Here is a 20,649-nt window from a genome sequence, read left to right as displayed (position 1 = left end):
TTGCAAAGTGTCCGGATTTCGGATTTTCTTCTTCGGATTTGACTTTTGATTTTTCTTTGTCATTTGGTTCTTGGTTCTTTGTACTCCTTCGTATTTAGGTTTTCAGGCTTCGTATTTATGATTTATGATTTGGCGCTTTTTTTATTCTCCTGCCACCGTTACCCGATTTTAAACTATTTTGGCGGATTGAAACAACCAAAATGCAACAGCATGGGCCACCCGCTTTTCAGAAAAAAATCCATACATAAGATCATAGAGGACGCGCAGGCAAGAGATGCGGATGAGCATAGCCGTGGGCTGAAAAAAGTGCTGGGGGTACGTGATCTTACTTTTTTGGGTATCGCCGCTGTGGTGGGCGCCGGTATTTTCTCTACCATCGGCAATGCCGCATTTAATGGTGGTCCGGGTATTTCCATCTTATTTATTATTACCGCCGTAACCTGTGGCTTTTCGGCGTTGTGTTACGCAGAGTTTGCCAGCCGCGTGCCTGTAGCGGGCAGCGCCTATACGTACTCGTATGTTACGTTCGGGGAAGTGATTGCCTGGGTAATAGGCTGGGCGCTGATATTAGAATATGCTATCGGCAATGTGGTGGTGGCCATATCGTGGAGCGGCTATTTCAATAACCTGCTTGTACACGTATTTCATATTCATTTGCCCGACTGGATGCTGGTGGACCCGATGACGGCACAAAGCGCTTACACGGAGGCCACCCGGGCACTGGCAGCAGGTTCATTATCGGCCGCAGACACCGGTAAATACCAGTTTGCCGTTGATGCCTGGAACAATGCGCCATCGTTTGGAAACGGTAAATTGTTTTTTAACCTGCCTGCTTTTATTATTGTGGGGCTCATTACCTGGCTGGCTTATATAGGTATGAAGGAAAGCAAGCGTATGGCCAATTTTATGGTGATCTTTAAAATTGCTGTCATCATATTTGTTATAGTAGCCGGCGCTTTTTTTGTAGATACCAATAACTGGCGGCCTTTTTTGCCCAACGGTTTTGAAGGGGTATTAAAAGGCGTATCGGCTGTGTTTTACGCCTATATAGGCTTTGATGCGATTTCTACCACGGCTGAAGAATGCAGGAATCCGCAGCGCGATATGCCCAGGGGCATGATTTATTCTTTGATCATTTGCACGGTGTTGTATATTCTTATTGCGCTTATATTAACGGGTATTGAAAACTATTCCAATTTTAAGAATATCAACGACCCGCTGGCTTTTGTTTTTGAACAGCGCGCCCCCTGGATAGAGAAGATCGTTTCTGTAAGCGCCGTGGTAGCCACTACCAGCGTATTGCTGGTGTTTCAACTCGGTCAGCCCCGTATTTGGATGAGCATGAGCCGCGACGGGTTATTACCTAAGAAATTTCAAACCATTCATCCCAAATACCAAACACCTTCCTTTGCTACCATTGTTACCGGCATTATAGTAGGTATACCTTCGCTGTTTATTGCTTCGGAACTGGTTACCGATCTTACGAGTATAGGAACCTTATTTGCTTTTGTACTGGTATCGGGCGGTGTGTTGTTATTACCGCCAAGGCCGGCAGGTGATAGTGGATTCAGGCTGCCCTATATCAACGGAAGGTATATTGTGCCTGCTTTACTTGCTGTATTCATTTACCTGTTCCGGCAGCGTGTGGCAGACGCGGTACAAAACCTGGGGCACGAAAATTACCAGGAAGTGCTTTTCCTGCTTTTTATTGTAATAGCAACCATACTTGCGGTACTTACCTTTATCCGGAAATATTCGCTTATTCCCATACTGGGTGTGTTGTTTTGTTTATACCTCATGATTGAAATTCCTGCCGTTAGCTGGCTGTGGTTTTTTGTGTGGATGGCATTGGGGCTCGCCATTTATTTTTTGTATGGATACAGGCATAGTAAGCTGGCGAAATGAGCTAATTTGATTTGAAAATTTGAAAATGTGGAAATGATAAACACGTGCTTCCCTTTAAAACACAGTAAAATGGTGTACATTACCACGGAGGCCTCCTTGTAACCTGCACCCTGTAACCTGCACATCCTGCAGCCAATCATTGCTATAATATTTCAGGGAAATTTTGTACATTGTATTAGTTCCTTTCTTCATCTAAAACTTTGCCATATGAACCTCCTTCATAGTATGGAAAGATGGGGAGACACGCATCACCCCAAATGGCTCGATTTCATCCGCATGTTGCTGGGTATATTTCTTTTTATACGCGGTGTGGAATTTATCAATAACATGGATCAGTTGAGCGCCCTCATGGCTAAAAGTGAATTTCTCGGTTCCATGTCGCTCGGCGTACTGGCGCATTATGTAGTATTTGCGCACATCGTAGGGGGTGCGTTGATCGCTTTTGGGTTGCTTACCCGTTTGGCATGCTTAGTGCAGGTACCCATCTTACTGGGCGCTGTTTTTTTTGTTAATGCCGATGCGGGGATTTTGTCGCCCAATGAAGGATTGTGGCTATCCATAATAATTTTAGCTCTGCTGATCTTTTTTTTGGTAAGCGGCAGCGGCCCTCTTTCTGTAGATGAACAAATGCGCAGGCAGGCGGAGCGGCAACGCAGATAATGGGGGAGGAGATATGAAGTTACAGGTCACAGGTTTCAGGGGTCTTCCGGCTTAGAAGTGTTTTCGGGAACACGGAGGCACAAAGACACAGTGGTGTTTAGCGTAAATCAAAATGTATTTTCATTTTCAAATTTTCAAATTGCCGGATTTTCAAATTCTCACATTTCCACATCTTCGCATTTTCACATTCTCTCCGGCACCTCAATTCCCGCCAGTGCCATACCGGAAGCGATAACATTAGCCGTCATCTGGCAGATGCGGAGGCGTAGCTGTTTTTTATTTTCCGTTTCCGCTTTCAGCACGCGATGCTCCGTTACAAAAGAATTGAAGGCTTTTGCCAGTTCGTAGCAATAGTTCACTATTACGGAGGGGTTATGTTCATAAGCCGCTTGTTGTATAATAGCCGGGTATCTTTCCAATAAAATGATCAGTTCCTTTTCCAAAGGCAGCAGGGCTTCGTTGTGCTGCAGGGAAAAATGCTGATCGGGTTGTTCATTCCGCAGTATCGCTTTTGCCCTGGCATGCGAAAATTGCACAAAGGAAGCAGTGAAGCCATGAAAGTCTATACTTTCTTCAGGATTAAAGATCATCCTTTTCCTGGGATCAACTCTCAGAATGAAGAATTTTAATGCGCCCAGGCCTATAGTGTTATACAGCTTATCCAGTTCGTCCGGTGTAAAATCTTTTACCTTGCCCAGCTCCTCGGTTTTTTGCGCCGCCACTTTTATCATCTCATCTATCATATCATCAGCGTCAACCACTGTTCCTTCCCTCGTTTTCATACGGCCCGAAGGCAACTCCACCATGCCATAGCTGAGGTGGTAAATACCTTCGGAAGAAGGTAGTCCCAGTTTCCGGCATATGAGTTGCAATACTTTGAAGTGATAATTTTGTTCGTCGCCTACCACGTAAATGCTCTGGTCATACCGGTAAGCTTCGTATTTTTCAACGGCTAATCCAATGTCCTGTGTAATGTATACGGCCGTGCCGTCTTTTCGCTGTACAATCTTTTCATCTAATCCATCTGCGGTGAGGTCAACCCATACGCTGTTGTCTTCTTTTTTAAAGAAAACACCTTTTTGTAATCCCTCTTCCACCAATTTTTTACCCAGCAAATAGGTGTCGCTTTCATAGAACATTTTATCGAAATCGCTGCCAATTCGCTTATAGGTAATATCAAAGCCTGCGTATACCCAGCTATTCATCTTTTTCCATAGGGCTATTACTTCCGGTTTGCCCGCTTCCCAGTCTACCAGCATTTGCTGGGCGGCTTTCATAATGGGCGCTTCCTTTTCCGCTTCCGCTTCAGGCATTCCTTTTGCCGTTAGCTCCTGTATTTCTTTTTTGTATTCCGTGCCAAAAAGCACATAATAATCGCCTACAAAATGATCGCCTTTGGCGCCGGTACTTTCCGGGGTGGCCCCGTTAGCGAATTTTTGCCAGGCAACCATGCTTTTGCAAATATGGATGCCCCTGTCGTTGGCAATGCAGGTTTTAACCACATCATAGCCATCGGCTTTTAAAATTTCCGATATACTCCATCCTAAAAAAATATTGCGCAGGTGCCCCAAATGCAAAGGTTTATTGGTATTGGGCGAAGCGTATTCCACTACAATGGTTTTCCCTTTTTTTTCTTTTCTTCCATACATCCCGTCCTGGTAATTATCGTTCAGTACCGCCCCCCAGTAGCTACCGGCAATATTCAGATTTAGAAAGCCCTTTATTACATTAAAAGCTGAGAACAGGGAAGGGTGGGTTTCTGTTAAATATGCGCCCAGGGTTTTGCCCAAAGCATCAGGCGATTGCTTTAATGGTTTAAGCAGGCTGAATAACACTACGGTGTAATCGCCTTCAAATTCAGGTTTGGTTTGATTGATCTGGAAATCCTTTGCACTGAATGCCTGGTTATACAATTGTTCCAATGCTGCAATAACGGCGGACTGAATGGTTGATGTAACGGACATGACCCCACATTTTAAAGGACTGCAAAAATAAGGATATGCGTCTTCAATCCTTTTTTTATGTTATTTTGTAGGAATGCGCCGGTTAAGCAGCGCAATATCTTATGCAAATCATAGAAGTTAACAATGCCGCCACAAGAAAATCCTTCCTGGATCTTCCCCGGAAAATATATAAAAATGATCCTAACTGGATATGTCCTTTGAACAGGGATATTGAATGGGTATTTGACCCGCGTAAAAACAGTTATCACCAGAACGGGAAATGTATAAGGTGGATACTGAAAAATAAAAACGGGAAGGTAATTGGGCGCATTGCCGCTTTTATAAACAATAGAAAAGCGTATCTCACTGAAGTGCCCACGGGAGGCTGTGGTTTTTTTGAATGTGCCGATAACCAGGACGCTGCCGACCTGTTGTTTGATACGGCTAAAGCGTGGCTTGCTGAAAAGGGTATGAAGGCCATGGACGGCCCTGTAAATTTTGGAGAAAATGATATGTGGTGGGGATTGCTGGCAGAGGGCTTTGCGGCGCCGTACTATGGGATGAATTATCATCAGCCTTATTATAAAAGATTGTTTGAGCGATATGGTTTCACGCCATTGTATGAGCAGATATCCAATTCGATAGAAATATATAAACCTTTTCCGGAGCGCTTTACCAAAATTGCGGAATGGGTGGCCAAAAAGCCGGGTTACCATTTTGAGCACCTGAATAAAAAGGAGTTTCAGCGTTTTGCCAATGATTTTAAAGAGATTTATAATGATGCCTGGAAGGACTTTGAGAATTTTACACCTATAACGGACATCACTATACGTGAAACCTTTGAAAAGATGAAGATCATTATGGATGAAAAGCTGATCTGGTTTGCTTATGTAGATGGGGAACCGGCTTCCATGGTAGTGATTGTTCCGGATACCAATGAGCTGATCAGCAATTTGAATGGCAGGTTAGGCATATGGAGTAAGCTGAAGTTCATGCTAAACAAATGGAGCCGTAAGAATAAGCGGATGCGGGCCGTAATTATGGGAACCAAAGCGAAGTTTCAAAAGCATGGACTGGAATCGGCTATAATCATTAAGCTGAAAGAATATGTGCTGCCCCTGCAGCAATATAAAGAGCTTGAGCTTTCCTGGGTAGGGGATTTTAATACTAAAATGCTTGCCCTGCATGAAGCAACAGGCGCTACTTTTTCTAAAAAACATATTACCTACAGGTATACTTTTTAAAATTATTTTTACATGATCAGTTACCAGGTAGAAAACGACCTGAGCTGCGATGAGTTCATTAGCGTGCTGCAACGCTCCACGCTTGGGGAACGCAGGCCGGTTAATGATCCTGAACGCATTACCGCCATGCTTGCCCATGGCAATCTTATACTTACGGCAAGGGATAATGGCAATATTATTGGCGTGGCCCGTTCGCTCACGGATTTTTCATTTTGCACTTATTTGTCAGACCTTGCCGTTGACAAAGATTACCAGCGTAAAGGCATTGGCAAGGAACTGATCCGGCGTACCCAATTGGCGGCGCCAAAAGCAAAGCTGATCTTACTGGCAGCGCCTGCCGCTGTACATTATTATCCGCATATCGGTATGAAGCGCCATGAATACTGTTTTTATATTGATCATGCGGATGAATTGAAGTGATGATGTGTGGAAAAGCTTCAATGCTTATAAAACTTCGCTGCTCCAGTGCCCTCCAATGGGTAAAATGCTATAAGCTTGCTGAACCGCTTTCGCGTTAGCGGCAAAATGAGCCGGGTTTGCCGTGTTAAAAGTAAACATATCGTAATGGCAGGGAATAACATGTTGTATGCCTGCTGCCTTAGCCAAAGCCGCTGCTTCCTGTACGTTAAAGTTGCCTGCAACGCCTCTTGCCGGATCATTGCCGTTAATGGGAAGTAAGGCCAGGTTTATTGCAAACGGGTTTAGTGCCTTTTCCAAACCGGCGTACCAGAGCGTATCGCCGCTGTGGTAGATGGTATAATTACCAAACTGAATAATATATCCCATATAAAGGCATTCTCCTTTTTCATTGCGGTCAACGGTATTGTGTGCGGCGGCAATGCCATAAAAAGTAAAATCACCAACGGTTAAATGCATGCCTTCGGTTAGTCCTGCAGGAAAAGCCTGAGGTATTTGCGCCCTGTTGGCAACAAAGCTTCTGTTGGCTTCAGGAATGATGAAGGTGATGCCGGGATTGTTTTTAATAATGGGTATTAAGGTTTCGCCATCGAGGTGGTCGGTGTGGTTATGACTGGAGCTTACGATAGAAATGTTCTTTAACAGCTCAGGGTTTACTACTCTTTCGCTCATGCGTGTATGTGGTTTGGCAGTACCGGCATATTTTTTTGTGAGGGAATCCGAAAGATAGGGGTCAAGCAATATTCTTTTTCCCTGCCATAGCAACAGGTAGCCGCTTTGCCCCAGCCACCACAGGTGAAAATGTTTTTTATCATTTTCATACTGTTGAACCTGCGCTATAAAATCTTCATCTTTTATAATTGCCGGGATCATCGTCTCTAAATTTTAAATGGTTAAACCCGAAGCCGGAATTCAGCAATTCGAAGAAAGAATCCCAAAGCAGCCGGGCTTCGGCTACCATAAGCAACGGGAAAAGGCAAAATACCAAAAGTAAATAAATTACGAATGGTTAGTTGGATGTATTTCAAATTATAAACCTTGTATCCTTTCAGGATAGGAATAAAAGAACATTCTGGGAGCGGTCTCCTTCCTGCATAGTGTATTGGCCACTTTTCGCATAAGGACTTGTATTGACCCTGAAGGGGTCCAAACGTTTATAACCATCGAATAGCAGTATTACGACCCTGAAAGGGTCGAACAATAAATGTCTTGTCTCAGTTTCATACTTGGTTCGTATAAAAAGCATACTTTACAAGTAGTTGAAAAGAGCCATCAGCATGATGTGGGGAGGAAACCATCTGCACTTCGGCAGACAGGGTTTATTTTTTTGTAATTTTTTTTTGGTGCGCCCTTCGGGTTTCGAATTTTCGACTTCTGATTTGAAATTTATTTGTTTTTTGCGATTTGGTTCTTGGTTCTTTGTATTCCATAGGATTTCGGTTTTTTGGCTTCAGACTTTACATTTATACAGTATGAAAAATAGATCGTGTCTTCTTTATTGCCTGCTTTGTTCAGTTATTGCCCAAAACGCCTTCGCACAGCTTTCGTATATGCCAGCCAGCATGAAAGACACGGCTTTCTGGCAGGAATACCATGAGGCGTATCGTGTAGGAAAAAGTGCGGCGGAAAATGAAATAAGGAGCATTGCCGTTGATGATGCGTCCAATGTTTGGGTGGCCACAGCGGAAGGCATCTATATGAAAAAGCAGGATGCCTTTGAATGGACGGACGTCATCAGTGGTAATGATAAAGGCCCGGCTTATGCGGTAATTACGGATGATGCACATGCGGTGTGGCTGGGAACATGGAACGGCGTTTATGTTTTCCAAAACAATACCCTTCTCAAAGTACCCGGCACAAGGGGCCCTGTTGCAGCATTATGCGCTGCAGGAAAAGAGTTGTATGCTTTTGGCCCGGAAGGCTTATGGGTATACAGCCAAAACCGGTTTATTAAAAAAGATTACGTTATCGCGCGTTCTATACGGGATGCTGTTGCCGATGCCGGCAATGGCGTATGGATAACCAGCGATGTTGGGATATATCACATAGCAAATAACAATATCCGGCACTTTATAGATACGGGCACGCTCATCAGCGCTTATGCAAAGGGACTTGCATTCGACAGTAAGCAACGGTTATGGGTAGGTGGACTGGGCGGGATAAGCATTCTTCAAAACAACAGCAAAGTACAGACGCTTCAGCCGGCCGATGGCGTGCCTTCCATTTATGTTAATTGCGTGGAACGTTCTCCCGATGACGCAATGTGGGCAGGTACCGATGTGGGCATTGTACGGTATGCGCCTGATGGCTCACATACCCTGCGTTTTGGCCGGCGCTGGTTATTAGACGATAAAGTAACGGATATCGCTTTTGATCAGGAAGGTAATGCATGGATCGCTACCCCTAAAGGCGTAAGCGCTATCAAAAGAAAAAAAATGACTTTGGCACAAAAGCAGGATTTCTTTTACGACATCATGATGAAACGCCATATACGCGAACCGTGGATAGCAGGCCCGGCACGGTTAAAGGACCCTGAAGATGTGAGCAACTGGCAGCCCGAAGATGATGATAATGACGGAGAATTTACTGCCAGCTACCTGGCTATGGAATGCTTCCGCTATGCGGCAACCCAAAGTAAAGACGCGAAAGAGAAAGCGAAAAAAGCTTTTACATTTTTAAAATTGTTACAAACCATAACGGGCACCGATGGGTTTTTTGCAAGAACAATCGTACCTGCCGGCTGGGGCAATAACGTACATGATCCTAACAGAAAATATACCGAAAGGGAACTGGCTGAAGAATTAGTGAAGGAACCCCGGTTTAAGCCGGTGGAAAACCGCTGGCGGAAATCGAAGGATGGAAAATGGCTGTGGAAAGGCGACACAAGCAGCGATGAATGGTGCGGGCACATGATGAGCTATTATTTTTACTATGAACTGGTGGCAGATGCTAAGGAAAAAAAAATAGTTGCCGAACATGTTGCGCGGCTGGTTGATCACCTGATCAGCCATAATTTTAATATGGTAGATATAGACGGTACGCATACCCGTTGGTCGGTATGGAGCCCGGATCAGCTAAACCGCGACCCGGAGTGGCTGCCCGACCGGTATCAGAATTCAATGGAGCTGTTAACCTTTTTAAAGTTGGCCTATCACATGACCGGAAACGCCAAATACCAGGAACATTACCTGCGGCTGATCAGGGAGGAACATTACCTCGAAAATATGGCAAAGGTTCCTGAACAAAACCCTGCTTTTTTTATATATTTCGATGTTATTCTTCAGTCCTACCTGTATCCTGTTCTCACCGGCTGTGAAAAAGATCCTGAGCTGCTGGCTTTTTATGAAAAGCATTTGGACAACTGGATGGGAAAAAGAAAGAACGATAAAAGCCCCCTGATTAATTTCCTGTATTGTTATGCCAGGAATAAAAAAGTGGAACTAACGCCGTCTGTTGCATTCCTTACAGATACCCCGCTCGACCTGGTAAACTGGAGATTTGACCATAGCAAAAGAGAAGATGTAAAAATGGTACACGAGCCGGTGCTGGACGACCTGCAGGTAGATGCATTGCCGCCGGCCGGCATCCGCACCGCAGTGCGATGGGATAAGAATCCCTGGTCGGCCATAAACGGCTATCCCGATATGGAAAGGGAGCCGGTATTCTGGCTGCTGCCTTACTGGATGGGAAAATATTTGAAAATGATTGATTAAGGATACAGGAAAGATTATCCTGTTGTGGATAAAAAGAGAAAACTTTCCAATATAATTCATGGCGTTTTCTTTAGATTGTGTGTGCTATAACCCCTGTTTGAAAAGATAAAGATTTTACCATGCAGATAGCTCAGTACCTCTGTGCGCTTATTATTTTCGCATCTGCTTTATTCACTTCCTACCGCAACGAAAAAAGCGTTTCGCCAACCCTTAATAATGCAAAGCACGGGGCTGTTATCAGGCACCAGTTGTATACGGAGATATTAGATGTACAATATGCTGATGCTGACGGCAATGATAACCTGCTTGACGCGTATTTACCGGATGACCGGAACAGCAATACCAAAGTGATCGTATATATTCATGGCGGAAGCTGGGTACAGGGCGATAAAAGGGAGTTTCCAAAAGCTTTGATAGAAGAGCTGGTAGGGAAACGCAAATATGCCCTGGCATCTTTAAACTACCGCTTGGTAAAGGATAGAAAAAATACTTTTCCCGCGCAAATAGAAGATGTAAAAAAAGCGCTGGCTTTCATTGCTGCAAACGCAGCAGAGTATAGATATGATGGTAATCATTTTGCTTTAATAGGAGCCAGTGCAGGCGCTCATCTTGCTATGCTGTACGCTTATGGCTATGATAGCTTGAAGCAGGTAAAAACAGTAGTGGATATTTTTGGGCCTACAGATTTAAGTGATGAAACTGTTCGCCAACCCGGTTCTGAAAGCAATGCCATTATTGTTAATTTCCTGGGAACCTCCGATACCGCTGCGAAGATAGTAAAGGAGGCCAGCCCTTATTTTCAGCTTACCGGTTCAACAGCCGTTCCTACCATTATATTTCATGGTACGGCCGATGAAATGGTGCATGTTAATCAATCGGAAAAACTATATAAAAAATTGCAGGACTTAGGTGTTCCGTCACAAATAAAATTATATCCGGGCGAAAAGCATGAACTGCGTCCGCCCGTAGCTGCAGATGTATTTGCCGCGATGATTGCCTGGCTGGAGCAATATTACCCGTGAGCAACACGTGTCGTTAATTAAGATGACTGCATAAAATAATGGGAAGGATAATTCACCTTCTCTAAAAACAACCCATGACCGGGTACGGCAAAATTGACTTTGGTACAATCCCTTCCTGCAATAATGGTATGAAAACTTTCAATGCTGATCTTTCCTCTTCCTGCCTGTAACATGGTACCCACCAACCCCCTTACCATACCCCTTAAAAAGCGGTTGGCCTTTACGTGGTAAATCATATGATCTGCTTCCCTGCTCCACCGGCTTTCCGTAATACGGCAGATAAAATTTTTCACCTGTGTGTTGCGTTTGGAAAAGCTTGTAAAATCGGTATGCTCCATAATGGCGGATGCTGCCTGCTGCAGCAAATCAAAATCAATAGTATAGGGAAAATAATAAGCCTGGTTATATAAAAATGGATTTTTGTTTTTGTATACATGGTAGCTGTATTCACGGCTTATGGCATCAAACCGGCAATGGGCATGGGCGTGTACGGGAATGATCCGTTTAATTACAATAGCAGCCGGAAGTATAGCATTGAGATTGTAGATATACCGCTCCGGTATGGGCCGGTCAAAGTTGAAATGAAAAAAATTCTGCAGCGCGTTAACGCCGGCATCGGTTCGTGACGATCCGGTAAGTAATATGTCCTGCCTGAACAGAACAGCCATCGCCTGCCGGATCTCCGATTGTATGGTAACCGCATTTTCCTGTATCTGAAAACCGGCATAGCCTGCGCCCTTATATGCCACTTCTATAAAATATCTTTGCATTACTATAATCCGTTATTAAGCCGGATGACTGCAAAATTAAAGGTAAGCGCAATGTAACCATGCAACCTCAATTCTTAGATCATCTCCCTTACCATTTGCGCGCCCTTTACCATATTGACCAGCTTTTGCCTTGATGCCCATCTTGCCGTTTGACTTAATCCGCAGTCGGGCGCAACAGACAGCTTTTCCGCGGGAATATACTGCAGGCATCTTTTAATTCTTCCGGCTACATCCTCCGGCGTTTCAATATAATAATTCTTCACATCAATGATCCCCACGGCAACATGCATGCGTTTGGCAAAAGTGGCGAGCAATTCTATTTCCGCAAATTCCCGGTTCGCCATCTCAATATGGATTTCATTTACTTTTAGCTCCAGGAAATCGGGCAGCATGGGTTTAATGCTCCTGTAACCAACCGGTCTTCCCTTAAAGTTACCAAAGCATAAATGCGTGGAAAGATTACATTTGCCCGCTACAGGCTCCACCGTTTTATTAAATATCGCTGCAAATTTTTTGGTATTTTCTTTATACGCGTAGCAGCTCATGGAAGGTTCATCTACTGTAATTTCGGTACATCCTGCTGCCACCAGGTCTTCCAGCTCTTTCTGTATAAAGGGGAGGAGCGCTTCTGTTATTGCATAGCGGTCTTTGTATTCACTGTTCGGCAATAGCCTTCCGCTTAAAGTATACGGCCCCGGTATGCTGGCTTTTAATACAGGTCCCTGCGGCGCCAGTTTTTTTAACCGCAGAAACTCTTTTACAACGCCCAGCCCGTGGGGTGCAGAAAGTGTTTCTGTGATCCGGTGCTTGCCCCTTTGATCATGCGCAGCCGGGCCAAACCGCCTGGTTTCACTTTCGTCCGGCGATATCCCTTTGATATAGCCGTAAAAAGACAAATTGAAATCGAGCCTTGTTTGTTCTCCGTCGGTGATCACATCGAGCCCTGCCGTTGTTTGATCATGAATAGCGGCAATAACAGCATCTTCAATCGCTTCTTCTATATCGGCCGGGCCAAATTCATTTAAGTGTTGCGAAGCAAATTCTAACCATCCCGGGAAAGGGTAGCTGCCAACAACCGTTGTGCGTATGGGCGTGTGCATATTGTTACTGTATTTGTTTTCCAACGTTTTGATATAATCCCGCCAGGCGGTGCGCATGTTCATCATAAGCGCTTTCAAACAGTTCCTTTGCTTTTTCAGCGCCTGCAATACATGAGGCCGTTAATACTTTGGGGGGATGCCCTGCTTCTGTTAGCAGCCGGGCTGTTTCCGCCTTAATGGTATTGATCAGTAAAACGCCTCCTACGGTGGAGCCCGGCGCCACCGGCGTTTCTAATCCCGGTATGTGTATCATGGCATCTCCCGCGGGAGCGCCGGTATCTAAAATAAGATCGGCGAAGTTGCCTAATTTTTTCCCGTCTTTTCTTTTGCTTGTGGAAACATCCGCGTGTTTTTGGGTAATGATGGCCGTTACCTTCACTTTTTTTTGCTGGAACAGCTCCGCCATTTCAATGGGCACTATATTACATCCGCTGGAGGAAATGATGAGTGCGCTGTCGCTCTCCCGGATATCAAAATTGCGCTGGATCCTTTCTGCCAGTCCCTCCACGTTTTCAAGAAACATCGCCTGCCGCTGACCGTTAGCGCCCACTACTAAGTTGTGAAAAGTAAGCGATAGTTCCACGATAGGATTAAACCCCGGGAATGATCCGTAGCGCGGCCACATTTCTTCCACCATAATACGGCTGTGCCCCGAACCAAATACATGCACCATTCTGCCTGCCGCAATGCTTTCTGCAAACCATTGCGCGGCTTGTTGTATACCGTTTTGCTGCGCTTCAATGGCGTCAATGATTTTTTGCGACTGTTGCAGGTAATCCTGTATAACGTTCATGATAAAAAATTAATGTGGTAAAGTTTTGTGCAAGGCAAAGCCTGCTGCTCCTGCCGCGCCGGAATATTCATCAAACACGGCCTGTACAACAGGTGTTCGTATACCCGAATGGCGCCATTCAAAGATATCCATAAAGTGCTCAAGCGGTTTAAATAAATCATCGCCTGCCTGCGCTATACCGCCGCCGAGTATAATAATATCGGGAGAAAGGATATTGATAAAAGAGCACAGCGCCACCGCCAGCCGTTTTACGGCATGCAGCCACACATACGTGGCAACCGTATCGCCAGCCTTGTATGCCTGAACCAGGTTGTAGGTGGAAGTAAATTTTCCAAAGCTGCGCCGTTCTATAGTACAGTCGCCTATAGCATCTTCTAAGCTGGCCGGCATATTGGTAACATCACATATATCGCTGTCTGCATTTAGCATTACATGACCCATATGCCCGGCCCTGTTTAATAAACCCTGGTGCAGCGCGCCGTTGATCATAATGCCTCCGCCTACACCTGTGCCCAGTGTTAGCAGAACAATATGATGGTATCCTTTGCCTGCGCCAAATTTTGCTTCTGCCATTAAAGCGGCATGCGCATCGTTGAGCACCCATGCGGGCGTTTGAAGATAATCGGACCATATAAAATTTTCTAATCCTTCCAGCCGGCCCGGCATTAGCTTTATACAATCATTGTTATGGCTTGCCAAACCCGGGGCAGACAGCCCTACGGGAATATTTTCGCCGGTGGCTTTCTGCCTGAGTTGGTGCAGCATATCTGCCACGGCTTTTTTCCACCAGTTGGCTTCTTTCCCGTTGGTTTTGCATTGCATTTCATGCAGTATGGTACCGTTCTCATTTACCAGCACTCCCTTGATATTGGTTCCACCTATGTCAATGCCTATTGCCTGCATATCATTATTGTTTTTAAATTATTAAACCTGTCCTTCGCTTACAGACCATCCGCCATCAACGTATACTACCTGCCCGGTAGTGAATCTTGCATAGTCCGACATGAAATAACAGGCCAGCCCGTCTGTATCTTCCGGCCGGCCTATTCTTCCCCCATCTAATGGCTGCTTTGTTTTGATGAAGGAAAGGATAGCTTCATCTTGAGCTGCTCTTTGCGCCATGGGGGTTGCTACCAGGGCAGGCGCTATAGTATTAACGCGAATATTATCTTTTGCATAATAAGCGGCTAATGATTTTGTAAAACCTGTTACTGCCGATTTACAGGCGGCATACGCATGGGTAGCAAAATGAAGAGGAGAGGGGGATATACCCAGTACGGAACTCATATTAAGAACAGACCCGCCTGTTTTGTGCTGAAGCAGCCATCTGATCGCGGCCTGGTTGGAAAGCATCAGCGAAGTAAGATTTAGCTCAAATGTTTTATTCCATCCTGCTAATGTCAGCTCATGCAGCGGGCCATCGCCCATTTTACGGCCGCTGCCACCGGCTACATGATACAGTCCATGAAATGTTCCGAATTGCTGTGCGCAGGTATTAATAGCATTTTCCGCGGTAGATGGGTCAATAGCGTCTGCGCAAATGGCAATCCCTTTTTCACCCAGTTGCTGTTGCGCGGCATTGCAGGTTTGGCGGTTCCTTCCCACTACTACCACCCGGGCGCCCTGTGCCGCAAAAGCTTTGGCGGCCGATAACCCCATGCCGCTTGTTCCGCCAATAATCACTATATTTTTTTCTATTAGCCAGCCTTCACTCATAAAAAATAAATGACGAATCGCATTCCGGTTCCAGGCAAGGCGTATAGAACAGCCATTACCGGGACAAATAAGAAATGCAGTTAAAATTTGAAATATCTTTCCTGATAAATGTAAAGCAAACTAACAATACTTTTGTAAACTCTTATCATGTTTATACCCGATATAAGCTATATGGAGTTGTTTAATGCTAATAAAAGAAATACTGGCAGGAAAAATAGCAGCATGAGTATAATAATGGTGAAAGCCGCTTGTTATTTCAGACATTATTTTGCAATTTACATACAATCTGTAATCAGTTTGATACGTTTTCCCCATTTCAATTCAACCCAGCTCATGATAAAACAATGCTGTAAAAGCATATGCCGGATATTAGTGCCTGTACTGTTGCTGTTTTCCTGCAATGAAGCATCGCAGTCTCCTAAAACAGCAGAAATTGTTCGCGAACCCGAAAATTTGAATAAAAAGACCAATGAAAATATTGCCATTACTATGGCTTTCGCTTCAGAGCATAATGGAAAGCTGAACGACAGTATAACATTTAATATGCTGCCGGTGGTACAGTTATGGTATGGCGGGCTCGATTCCTTACGTACCTGGAGCGATAAGCAACAATGGTTACCCATGGCCGATTCCTTATACGATTTTATCCGGCAAAGTGAAAACTATGGTTTGTTTCCTTCAGATTACCATTTCAGTCATCTGGATATCATTCGCCACAAATTAAAAACCGATTCTTTGGCGATGCTGGATGCGGCAATGTGGGCACGCGCCGACCTGTTATTCACAGATGCCTTTGTACAGATTGTTAAGGATATTAAGCTGGGAAGGCTGGAAAAAGATAGTGTTACGCTCAGGAAAGATTCGGTACTCACCGATTCCTTTTATGTAGCCTTACTAAAGAATGTACACAGCAGTAAAGAACTTACGCCCCTGCTTGAAACGCTTGAGCCTCACCATCAGGGATACGTGGAATTACGGGGTGCATTAAAGAGCTTCCTGGATTCCATGAACAGAACGAGGTATACCTACCTGTCTTACCCTTTTACAGACCCGGTGGATTCGATGGATTTTATTAAAAACCTGCAGACCCGCCTGTATGAAGGCGGGTACATAGCGTTTAACGACCGGGCAGCCGATACAGCAGCATTAACAGCAGCCGTAAAAGCATATCAAAAAGAAAATGATCTGAAAGTGGATGGCAAAGCCGGCCCAATGGTAGTAAAGTCGCTCAACAATAATGACCAGGAAAAATTTAAAACCATTGCCATTAATTTAGACCGGTACAAGCAATTGGCCGATACCATGCCGCAACGGTACCTGTGGGTAAACATCCCTTCCTACCAGTTGCGCTTATGGGATACCGATACCCTGAAGCTGGAGTCGAAAATAATTGTGGGCCAGCCGAAAACCAGAACACCCTTGCTCACCAGCACGCTCACTAATTTTATTATTTTTCCGCAATGGACGGTTCCTTATAGTATTATTTTCAAAGAAATGCTGCCCAAAATAAGGGAGAATGTGGGCTACTTAGATAAACAAAACCTGATGGTAGTTGATAAAAATGACAGCATCATAGACCCCCATGCGGTAAACTGGTTCAGGTTAAACAAAAATTACTTCCCCTATCTGCTGAAGCAGCGGGAAGGTGATGATAACTCCCTGGGCGTTATAAAATTTAATTTCCGGAACAAGTATAGCGTGTATTTACATGATACCAATGCCCGCTGGCTTTTCTCCAAAGCAGACAGGGCGCTCAGCCACGGCTGTGTGCGGGTGCAGCAGTGGGATAAATTATCCAAATACCTGGTAAAGAATGATTCGCTTCGTTACAAGCCCGATACGTTAGCTGCCTGGATGAAAAGAAAAGAAAAGCGCACCGTAACTTTCTCTCAGAAAATACCCATTTTTATACGTTACATAACCTGCGAAGCCCGGAACGGCCGCCTTGTTTTTTTTGATGATATATATGCTGAAGACAAGATAGCCAGGCAGACCCGGTTTGGCAATAAATACAACCTGTTTACGTTATAGCCGCTACAATTCAATGTATATCCGGGTAAGCCTAAGCCTGAAAAAGAACCCGGTAATGATTTACATACCTCAATGAAGGCATACCCGGCCCCGGAAAAGAGCATTGTGGTCTTAGTTTTGCAGGACATATTCCCTGTAGTATCAAAGAAAACAGGTGTAATGAAGCCATTTCCGTTATTATTTTTTTCGCTGTTTTGTATTTGTGCTTCGGTAGCGGCACAACGTCCTGTGGGTAAAAAAGCAGACAAAAATCATACGGCTCAGCAGGGAACAGCCAGTTTTTATGCAGATAAATTCCAGGGGAGGACAATGGCCAACGGGAAAAAATATGACCAGCATAAGCTTACCGCTGCGGCTAACCGCTATCCGCTGGGTACATGGGTGAAGGTAAGCAACCTTTCAAACAAAAAATCCGTCATAGTTCAGATTACCGACCGGATGCATCCTAAAAACAAGCGGCTGATTGATCTGTCTAAGGCTGCCGCACAAAAATTAGGGTTCATTAAAAAAGGGCTTACCAGAGTACGTGTAGAGGTCGTTAACAAACCGCAACAGGTTGGTAAGCCGTAATAAAACGATGTAATAATTTGGAACGTTAATAGTCAACCTTATACCTTTGCATAACTTTTAATCAAAATACATTTTATGAGAAAACTGTTATTGAGCTTATTGGCAGCATGCATACTCAGCACTGCTTTTGCCCAGGAAAATGCCATTAAAAACCCCTACAAAAAGAAACCGGCATTTGGCTTTGCATTTACTTTTCATGATTTTCAAACTGCCCAGGATTTAAAGAATACTTCCTTGAGCCAGGTGCTAAAAGACAAGCAATGGTATAAAACAGGGCGTATGAGCCCCGGTTTGGCGTTATCTTATTTCCAGGGACTTACCGATCATTTTGATTTCATGGCCCGTTTAGGCGGCACTTTCACCGACTACCCTGTGCCCGATAAGCCACAGGGCGGCAATGATAAGCTGCTTGCCGAGCTGGATGCCAATATTAATGCCAAGCTGCTAAGCGACAGGTATTGGGTTACACCGTATTTAACCGCAGGTATTGGCGGTTCCCAATGGAATGGCTATTGGGGCGCCTATGTACCATTGGGTATAGGCGTGCAGGTTAATTTGTTAGACCAGGCGTTTATTAATTTTAATGCGCAATACCGTGTTGCGGTAACCACCGGTACCACTGCCAATCATTTGTTTTACAGTTTAGGCGTGGCAGGTTCTTTGTTTGAGAAAAAAGAGCCTAAAGTTATTCCGCCGCCACCCCCACCAGCCGATACAGATAATGATGGCATAGTGGATTCATTAGATGCATGCCCCGATGTGGCAGGTTTGGCCCAGTTCAATGGCTGCCCCGATACCGATGGTGACGGCATTCCGGATAAAGATGATAAATGTCCCAGCGTAAAAGGACTTGAAAAATACAACGGCTGTCCTATCCCGGATTCCGATAATGATGGCATTAATGATGAAGAAGATAAATGCCCTAACGAAGCGGGCGTAGCCAAATACCAGGGTTGTCCCATACCGGATACCGATGGCGATGGTGTAAATGATGAAGAAGATAAGTGCCCCGCACTGGCTGGTCCGGCAAGCAACCAGGGTTGTCCTGAAATTAAGGAAGAAGTGAAGAAGCGTATTGATGTAGCAGCAAAGAATGTATTTTTTGCTACAGGCAGTTCCAAACTGCTGGCAAAATCATTCAAATCGCTGGATGAAGTGGCAAAAATCCTTAATGAAGATCCCAACCTTAAATTAGATGTTGAAGGACATACGGATAACACCGGCAATCCGGATAAGAACCAGGTTTTAAGTGAACAAAGAGCGCAGTCGGTGGTAGATTATCTTACTAACAAAGGAGGCGTTGATCCGACCCGCTTAGTATCTGCTGGTTTTGGACAGGACCAACCCATTGCAGATAATAAAACCGCTGCAGGCCGTGCTCAAAACCGCCGTGTAGATCTGAAATTGCACTATAATTAATATTTCTTTAATGATGAAAAAGGCCCCGGTTCATTAGCCGGGGTTTTTTTATGGGCAGCTTTGTATCGGCTAGCCATTAAAGTAATGGCGCCGCCAGTGTACCTGTAATAAGGCCGGGATGCTGTAAAATAAAAAAGGTTACCACTAAGAATGATAACCTGAATAATGATATTTGCAGTAAAAGAACTTATTTATAGCCAATCATTCCCTGCGTAGCTTTACATCCGTTTCTTGAGGAAGTACATGAAGTAAAAGCGGCCCCCAGCGCAATGGCAAACAGTGCAATAACAAAAATTTTTTTCATCTTGAAGTTTTTTAGGTAAAACAATAACATTTACAAGCACGGCGCCCGTAGGAGTAGGAGATAATGTTATTCTTCAGGGGGGATTTGGAAATACAAAATTACGTAGTGAGACCTGCAAATAAACAAATATTAAACTTACCAAACAAACTTTATCATTTTTTTCTCATGAGGTGCAGATTTGTTTGACTTATGTTAACAGAACGCCGATAGTATTATATTTTTAGCTATTTTGCCGCATTAAACAATTATTGTTAGTGATATGCCATTACAATTAACCCGTCCTTTAGCTGTTATTGACCTGGAAACAACCGGTGTAAACCTGGCTGTTGATCGTATTGTTGAATTAGCTATTGTAAAGATTCAGCCGGATGGCAGCCGTGTGGTAAAGAGAAAATTAGTTAATCCGCAGATGCCCATACCTAAAGCATCTTCCGATATACATGGCATTACTGATGATATAGTTAAGGACGCCCCTTCCTTTAAACAGATTGCCAATGAAATACGCCAGTTTTTAGACAATTGTGATCTGGCGGGGTACAATTCCAACCGTTTTGACCTTCCCTTGCTGGTAGAGGAATTTTTACGTTCCGGACTGGAATTTGATGTTACCAGCCGGCATTTGCTGGATGTACAAAAGCTATATCATATGATGGAACCCCGTACATTAAGCGCTGCGTATAAATTTTACTGCGATAAGGATCTTGATAATGCGCATAGCGCGGAAGTTGATGCTGTGGCAACTTTTGAGATACTGGAATCGCAACTGCAAAGGTATCCCCAGGTGGGTTCCACACTGGAATCTGTTATCAAATTCACAGGACAGGAACAAATTGTGGATTTCGCCCGCCGTTTTATTATGGAAAATGGAGTAGAAATCTTTAATTTCGGAAAACATAAAGGCAAAGCTGTAACCGAAGTGCTTAAAGCTGAACCGCAATATTACGACTGGATGATGAAAGGCGATTTCCCCATGCATACCAAACAAAAACTAACTGAAATCCTTAACCGCACCTTGTTAAAGAAAGCGTAAAACCAATCTTAA

General features: G+C 44.4%; 17 protein-coding genes. 10 read left to right on the top strand and 7 right to left on the bottom strand.

Features of this window, described 5'->3' with window-relative positions:
- Positions 1-210 precede the first annotated feature (210 nt).
- On the top strand, positions 211-1,905 hold the full coding sequence (locus PLE34_RS11155) for an amino acid permease (RefSeq protein ID WP_324556888.1): 1,695 nt from the start codon (positions 211-213) through the stop codon (positions 1,903-1,905).
- A gap of 207 nt (positions 1,906-2,112) precedes the next feature.
- A complete protein-coding gene (locus tag PLE34_RS11150) occupies positions 2,113-2,565 on the top strand; it encodes a DoxX family protein (protein ID WP_324556887.1) in 453 nt (150 codons plus the stop codon).
- A gap of 182 nt (positions 2,566-2,747) precedes the next feature.
- Here PLE34_RS11150 and argS read toward each other — a convergent pair whose 3' ends face one another.
- Positions 2,748-4,529: an arginine--tRNA ligase gene (gene argS / locus PLE34_RS11145; RefSeq protein WP_324556886.1), complete on the bottom strand. Its 1,782-nt coding sequence runs from the start codon at positions 4,527-4,529 to the stop codon at positions 2,748-2,750.
- Positions 4,530-4,630: 101 nt separating this feature from the next.
- On the opposite strand from argS, the gene PLE34_RS11140 reads away from it, so the two are divergent.
- Both PLE34_RS11140 and PLE34_RS11135 read left to right on the top strand, forming a co-directional pair.
- The gene (locus PLE34_RS11140) at positions 4,631-5,752 is read left to right on the top strand and encodes a GNAT family N-acetyltransferase (RefSeq protein ID WP_324556884.1); all 1,122 of its coding nucleotides are present in this window, start codon (positions 4,631-4,633) and stop codon (positions 5,750-5,752) included.
- A gap of 12 nt (positions 5,753-5,764) precedes the next feature.
- Positions 5,765-6,172 (top strand): GNAT family N-acetyltransferase, encoded by a 408-nt coding sequence (locus tag PLE34_RS11135; RefSeq protein WP_324556883.1) that lies wholly within the window; start codon positions 5,765-5,767, stop codon positions 6,170-6,172.
- A gap of 24 nt (positions 6,173-6,196) precedes the next feature.
- On the opposite strand, the gene PLE34_RS11130 is transcribed toward PLE34_RS11135, so the two are convergent.
- The gene (locus PLE34_RS11130) at positions 6,197-7,042 is read right to left on the bottom strand and encodes an MBL fold metallo-hydrolase (RefSeq protein WP_324556882.1); all 846 of its coding nucleotides are present in this window, start codon (positions 7,040-7,042) and stop codon (positions 6,197-6,199) included.
- A gap of 599 nt (positions 7,043-7,641) precedes the next feature.
- On the opposite strand from PLE34_RS11130, the gene PLE34_RS11125 reads away from it, so the two are divergent.
- Both PLE34_RS11125 and PLE34_RS11120 read left to right on the top strand, forming a co-directional pair.
- Complete coding sequence (locus tag PLE34_RS11125; RefSeq protein ID WP_324556880.1) at positions 7,642-9,882, top strand: ligand-binding sensor domain-containing protein; 2,241 nt, start codon at positions 7,642-7,644, stop codon at positions 9,880-9,882.
- A gap of 119 nt (positions 9,883-10,001) precedes the next feature.
- A complete protein-coding gene (locus PLE34_RS11120) occupies positions 10,002-10,904 on the top strand; it encodes an alpha/beta hydrolase fold domain-containing protein (RefSeq protein WP_324556879.1) in 903 nt (300 codons plus the stop codon).
- A 17-nt stretch (positions 10,905-10,921) separates the two neighbouring features.
- Here PLE34_RS11120 and truA read toward each other — a convergent pair whose 3' ends face one another.
- The 5 genes from truA to PLE34_RS11095 form a co-directional block, all read right to left on the bottom strand.
- The gene (truA, locus tag PLE34_RS11115; RefSeq protein ID WP_324556877.1) at positions 10,922-11,674 is read right to left on the bottom strand and encodes a tRNA pseudouridine(38-40) synthase TruA; all 753 of its coding nucleotides are present in this window, start codon (positions 11,672-11,674) and stop codon (positions 10,922-10,924) included.
- A gap of 74 nt (positions 11,675-11,748) precedes the next feature.
- The gene (locus PLE34_RS11110; protein ID WP_324556876.1) at positions 11,749-12,840 is read right to left on the bottom strand and encodes a cobalamin-independent methionine synthase II family protein; all 1,092 of its coding nucleotides are present in this window, start codon (positions 12,838-12,840) and stop codon (positions 11,749-11,751) included.
- Positions 12,779-13,567 (bottom strand): sugar isomerase domain-containing protein, encoded by a 789-nt coding sequence (locus PLE34_RS11105; RefSeq protein ID WP_324556875.1) that lies wholly within the window; start codon positions 13,565-13,567, stop codon positions 12,779-12,781. The genes PLE34_RS11110 and PLE34_RS11105 overlap by 62 nt, the downstream gene beginning before the upstream one ends.
- 9 nt (positions 13,568-13,576) lie before the next feature.
- Complete coding sequence (locus PLE34_RS11100) at positions 13,577-14,470, bottom strand: ROK family protein (RefSeq protein WP_324556873.1); 894 nt, start codon at positions 14,468-14,470, stop codon at positions 13,577-13,579.
- Between the two features lie 21 nt (positions 14,471-14,491).
- Positions 14,492-15,283, bottom strand: a complete 792-nt coding sequence (locus PLE34_RS11095; protein WP_324556871.1) for an SDR family NAD(P)-dependent oxidoreductase — start codon at positions 15,281-15,283, stop codon at positions 14,492-14,494.
- 333 nt (positions 15,284-15,616) lie between these two features.
- Here PLE34_RS11095 and PLE34_RS11090 point away from each other — a divergent pair, with 333 nt between their 5' ends.
- The 4 genes from PLE34_RS11090 (at position 15,617) to PLE34_RS11075 (ending at position 20,637) form a co-directional block, all read left to right on the top strand.
- Positions 15,617-17,314 (top strand): L,D-transpeptidase family protein, encoded by a 1,698-nt coding sequence (locus tag PLE34_RS11090; protein ID WP_324556869.1) that lies wholly within the window; start codon positions 15,617-15,619, stop codon positions 17,312-17,314.
- Between the two features lie 159 nt (positions 17,315-17,473).
- Entirely contained in the window at positions 17,474-17,884 is a 411-nt protein-coding gene (locus PLE34_RS11085; RefSeq protein ID WP_324556867.1) for a septal ring lytic transglycosylase RlpA family protein, read from the top strand.
- Between the two features lie 75 nt (positions 17,885-17,959).
- Positions 17,960-19,303 (top strand): OmpA family protein, encoded by a 1,344-nt coding sequence (locus tag PLE34_RS11080; protein ID WP_324556865.1) that lies wholly within the window; start codon positions 17,960-17,962, stop codon positions 19,301-19,303.
- A 563-nt stretch (positions 19,304-19,866) separates the two neighbouring features.
- Positions 19,867-20,637: an exonuclease domain-containing protein gene (locus PLE34_RS11075; RefSeq protein ID WP_324556863.1), complete on the top strand. Its 771-nt coding sequence runs from the start codon at positions 19,867-19,869 to the stop codon at positions 20,635-20,637.
- The last annotated feature ends 12 nt before the right edge of the window (positions 20,638-20,649 follow it).

Origin of the sequence: Agriterribacter sp., from assembly GCF_035445465.1 — a bacterium.
Lineage (GTDB): Bacteria > Bacteroidota > Bacteroidia > Chitinophagales > Chitinophagaceae > Agriterribacter.
The sequence above is the reverse complement of the archived record's forward strand: the minus strand, read 5'-3'. Positions and strand labels throughout refer to the sequence as shown.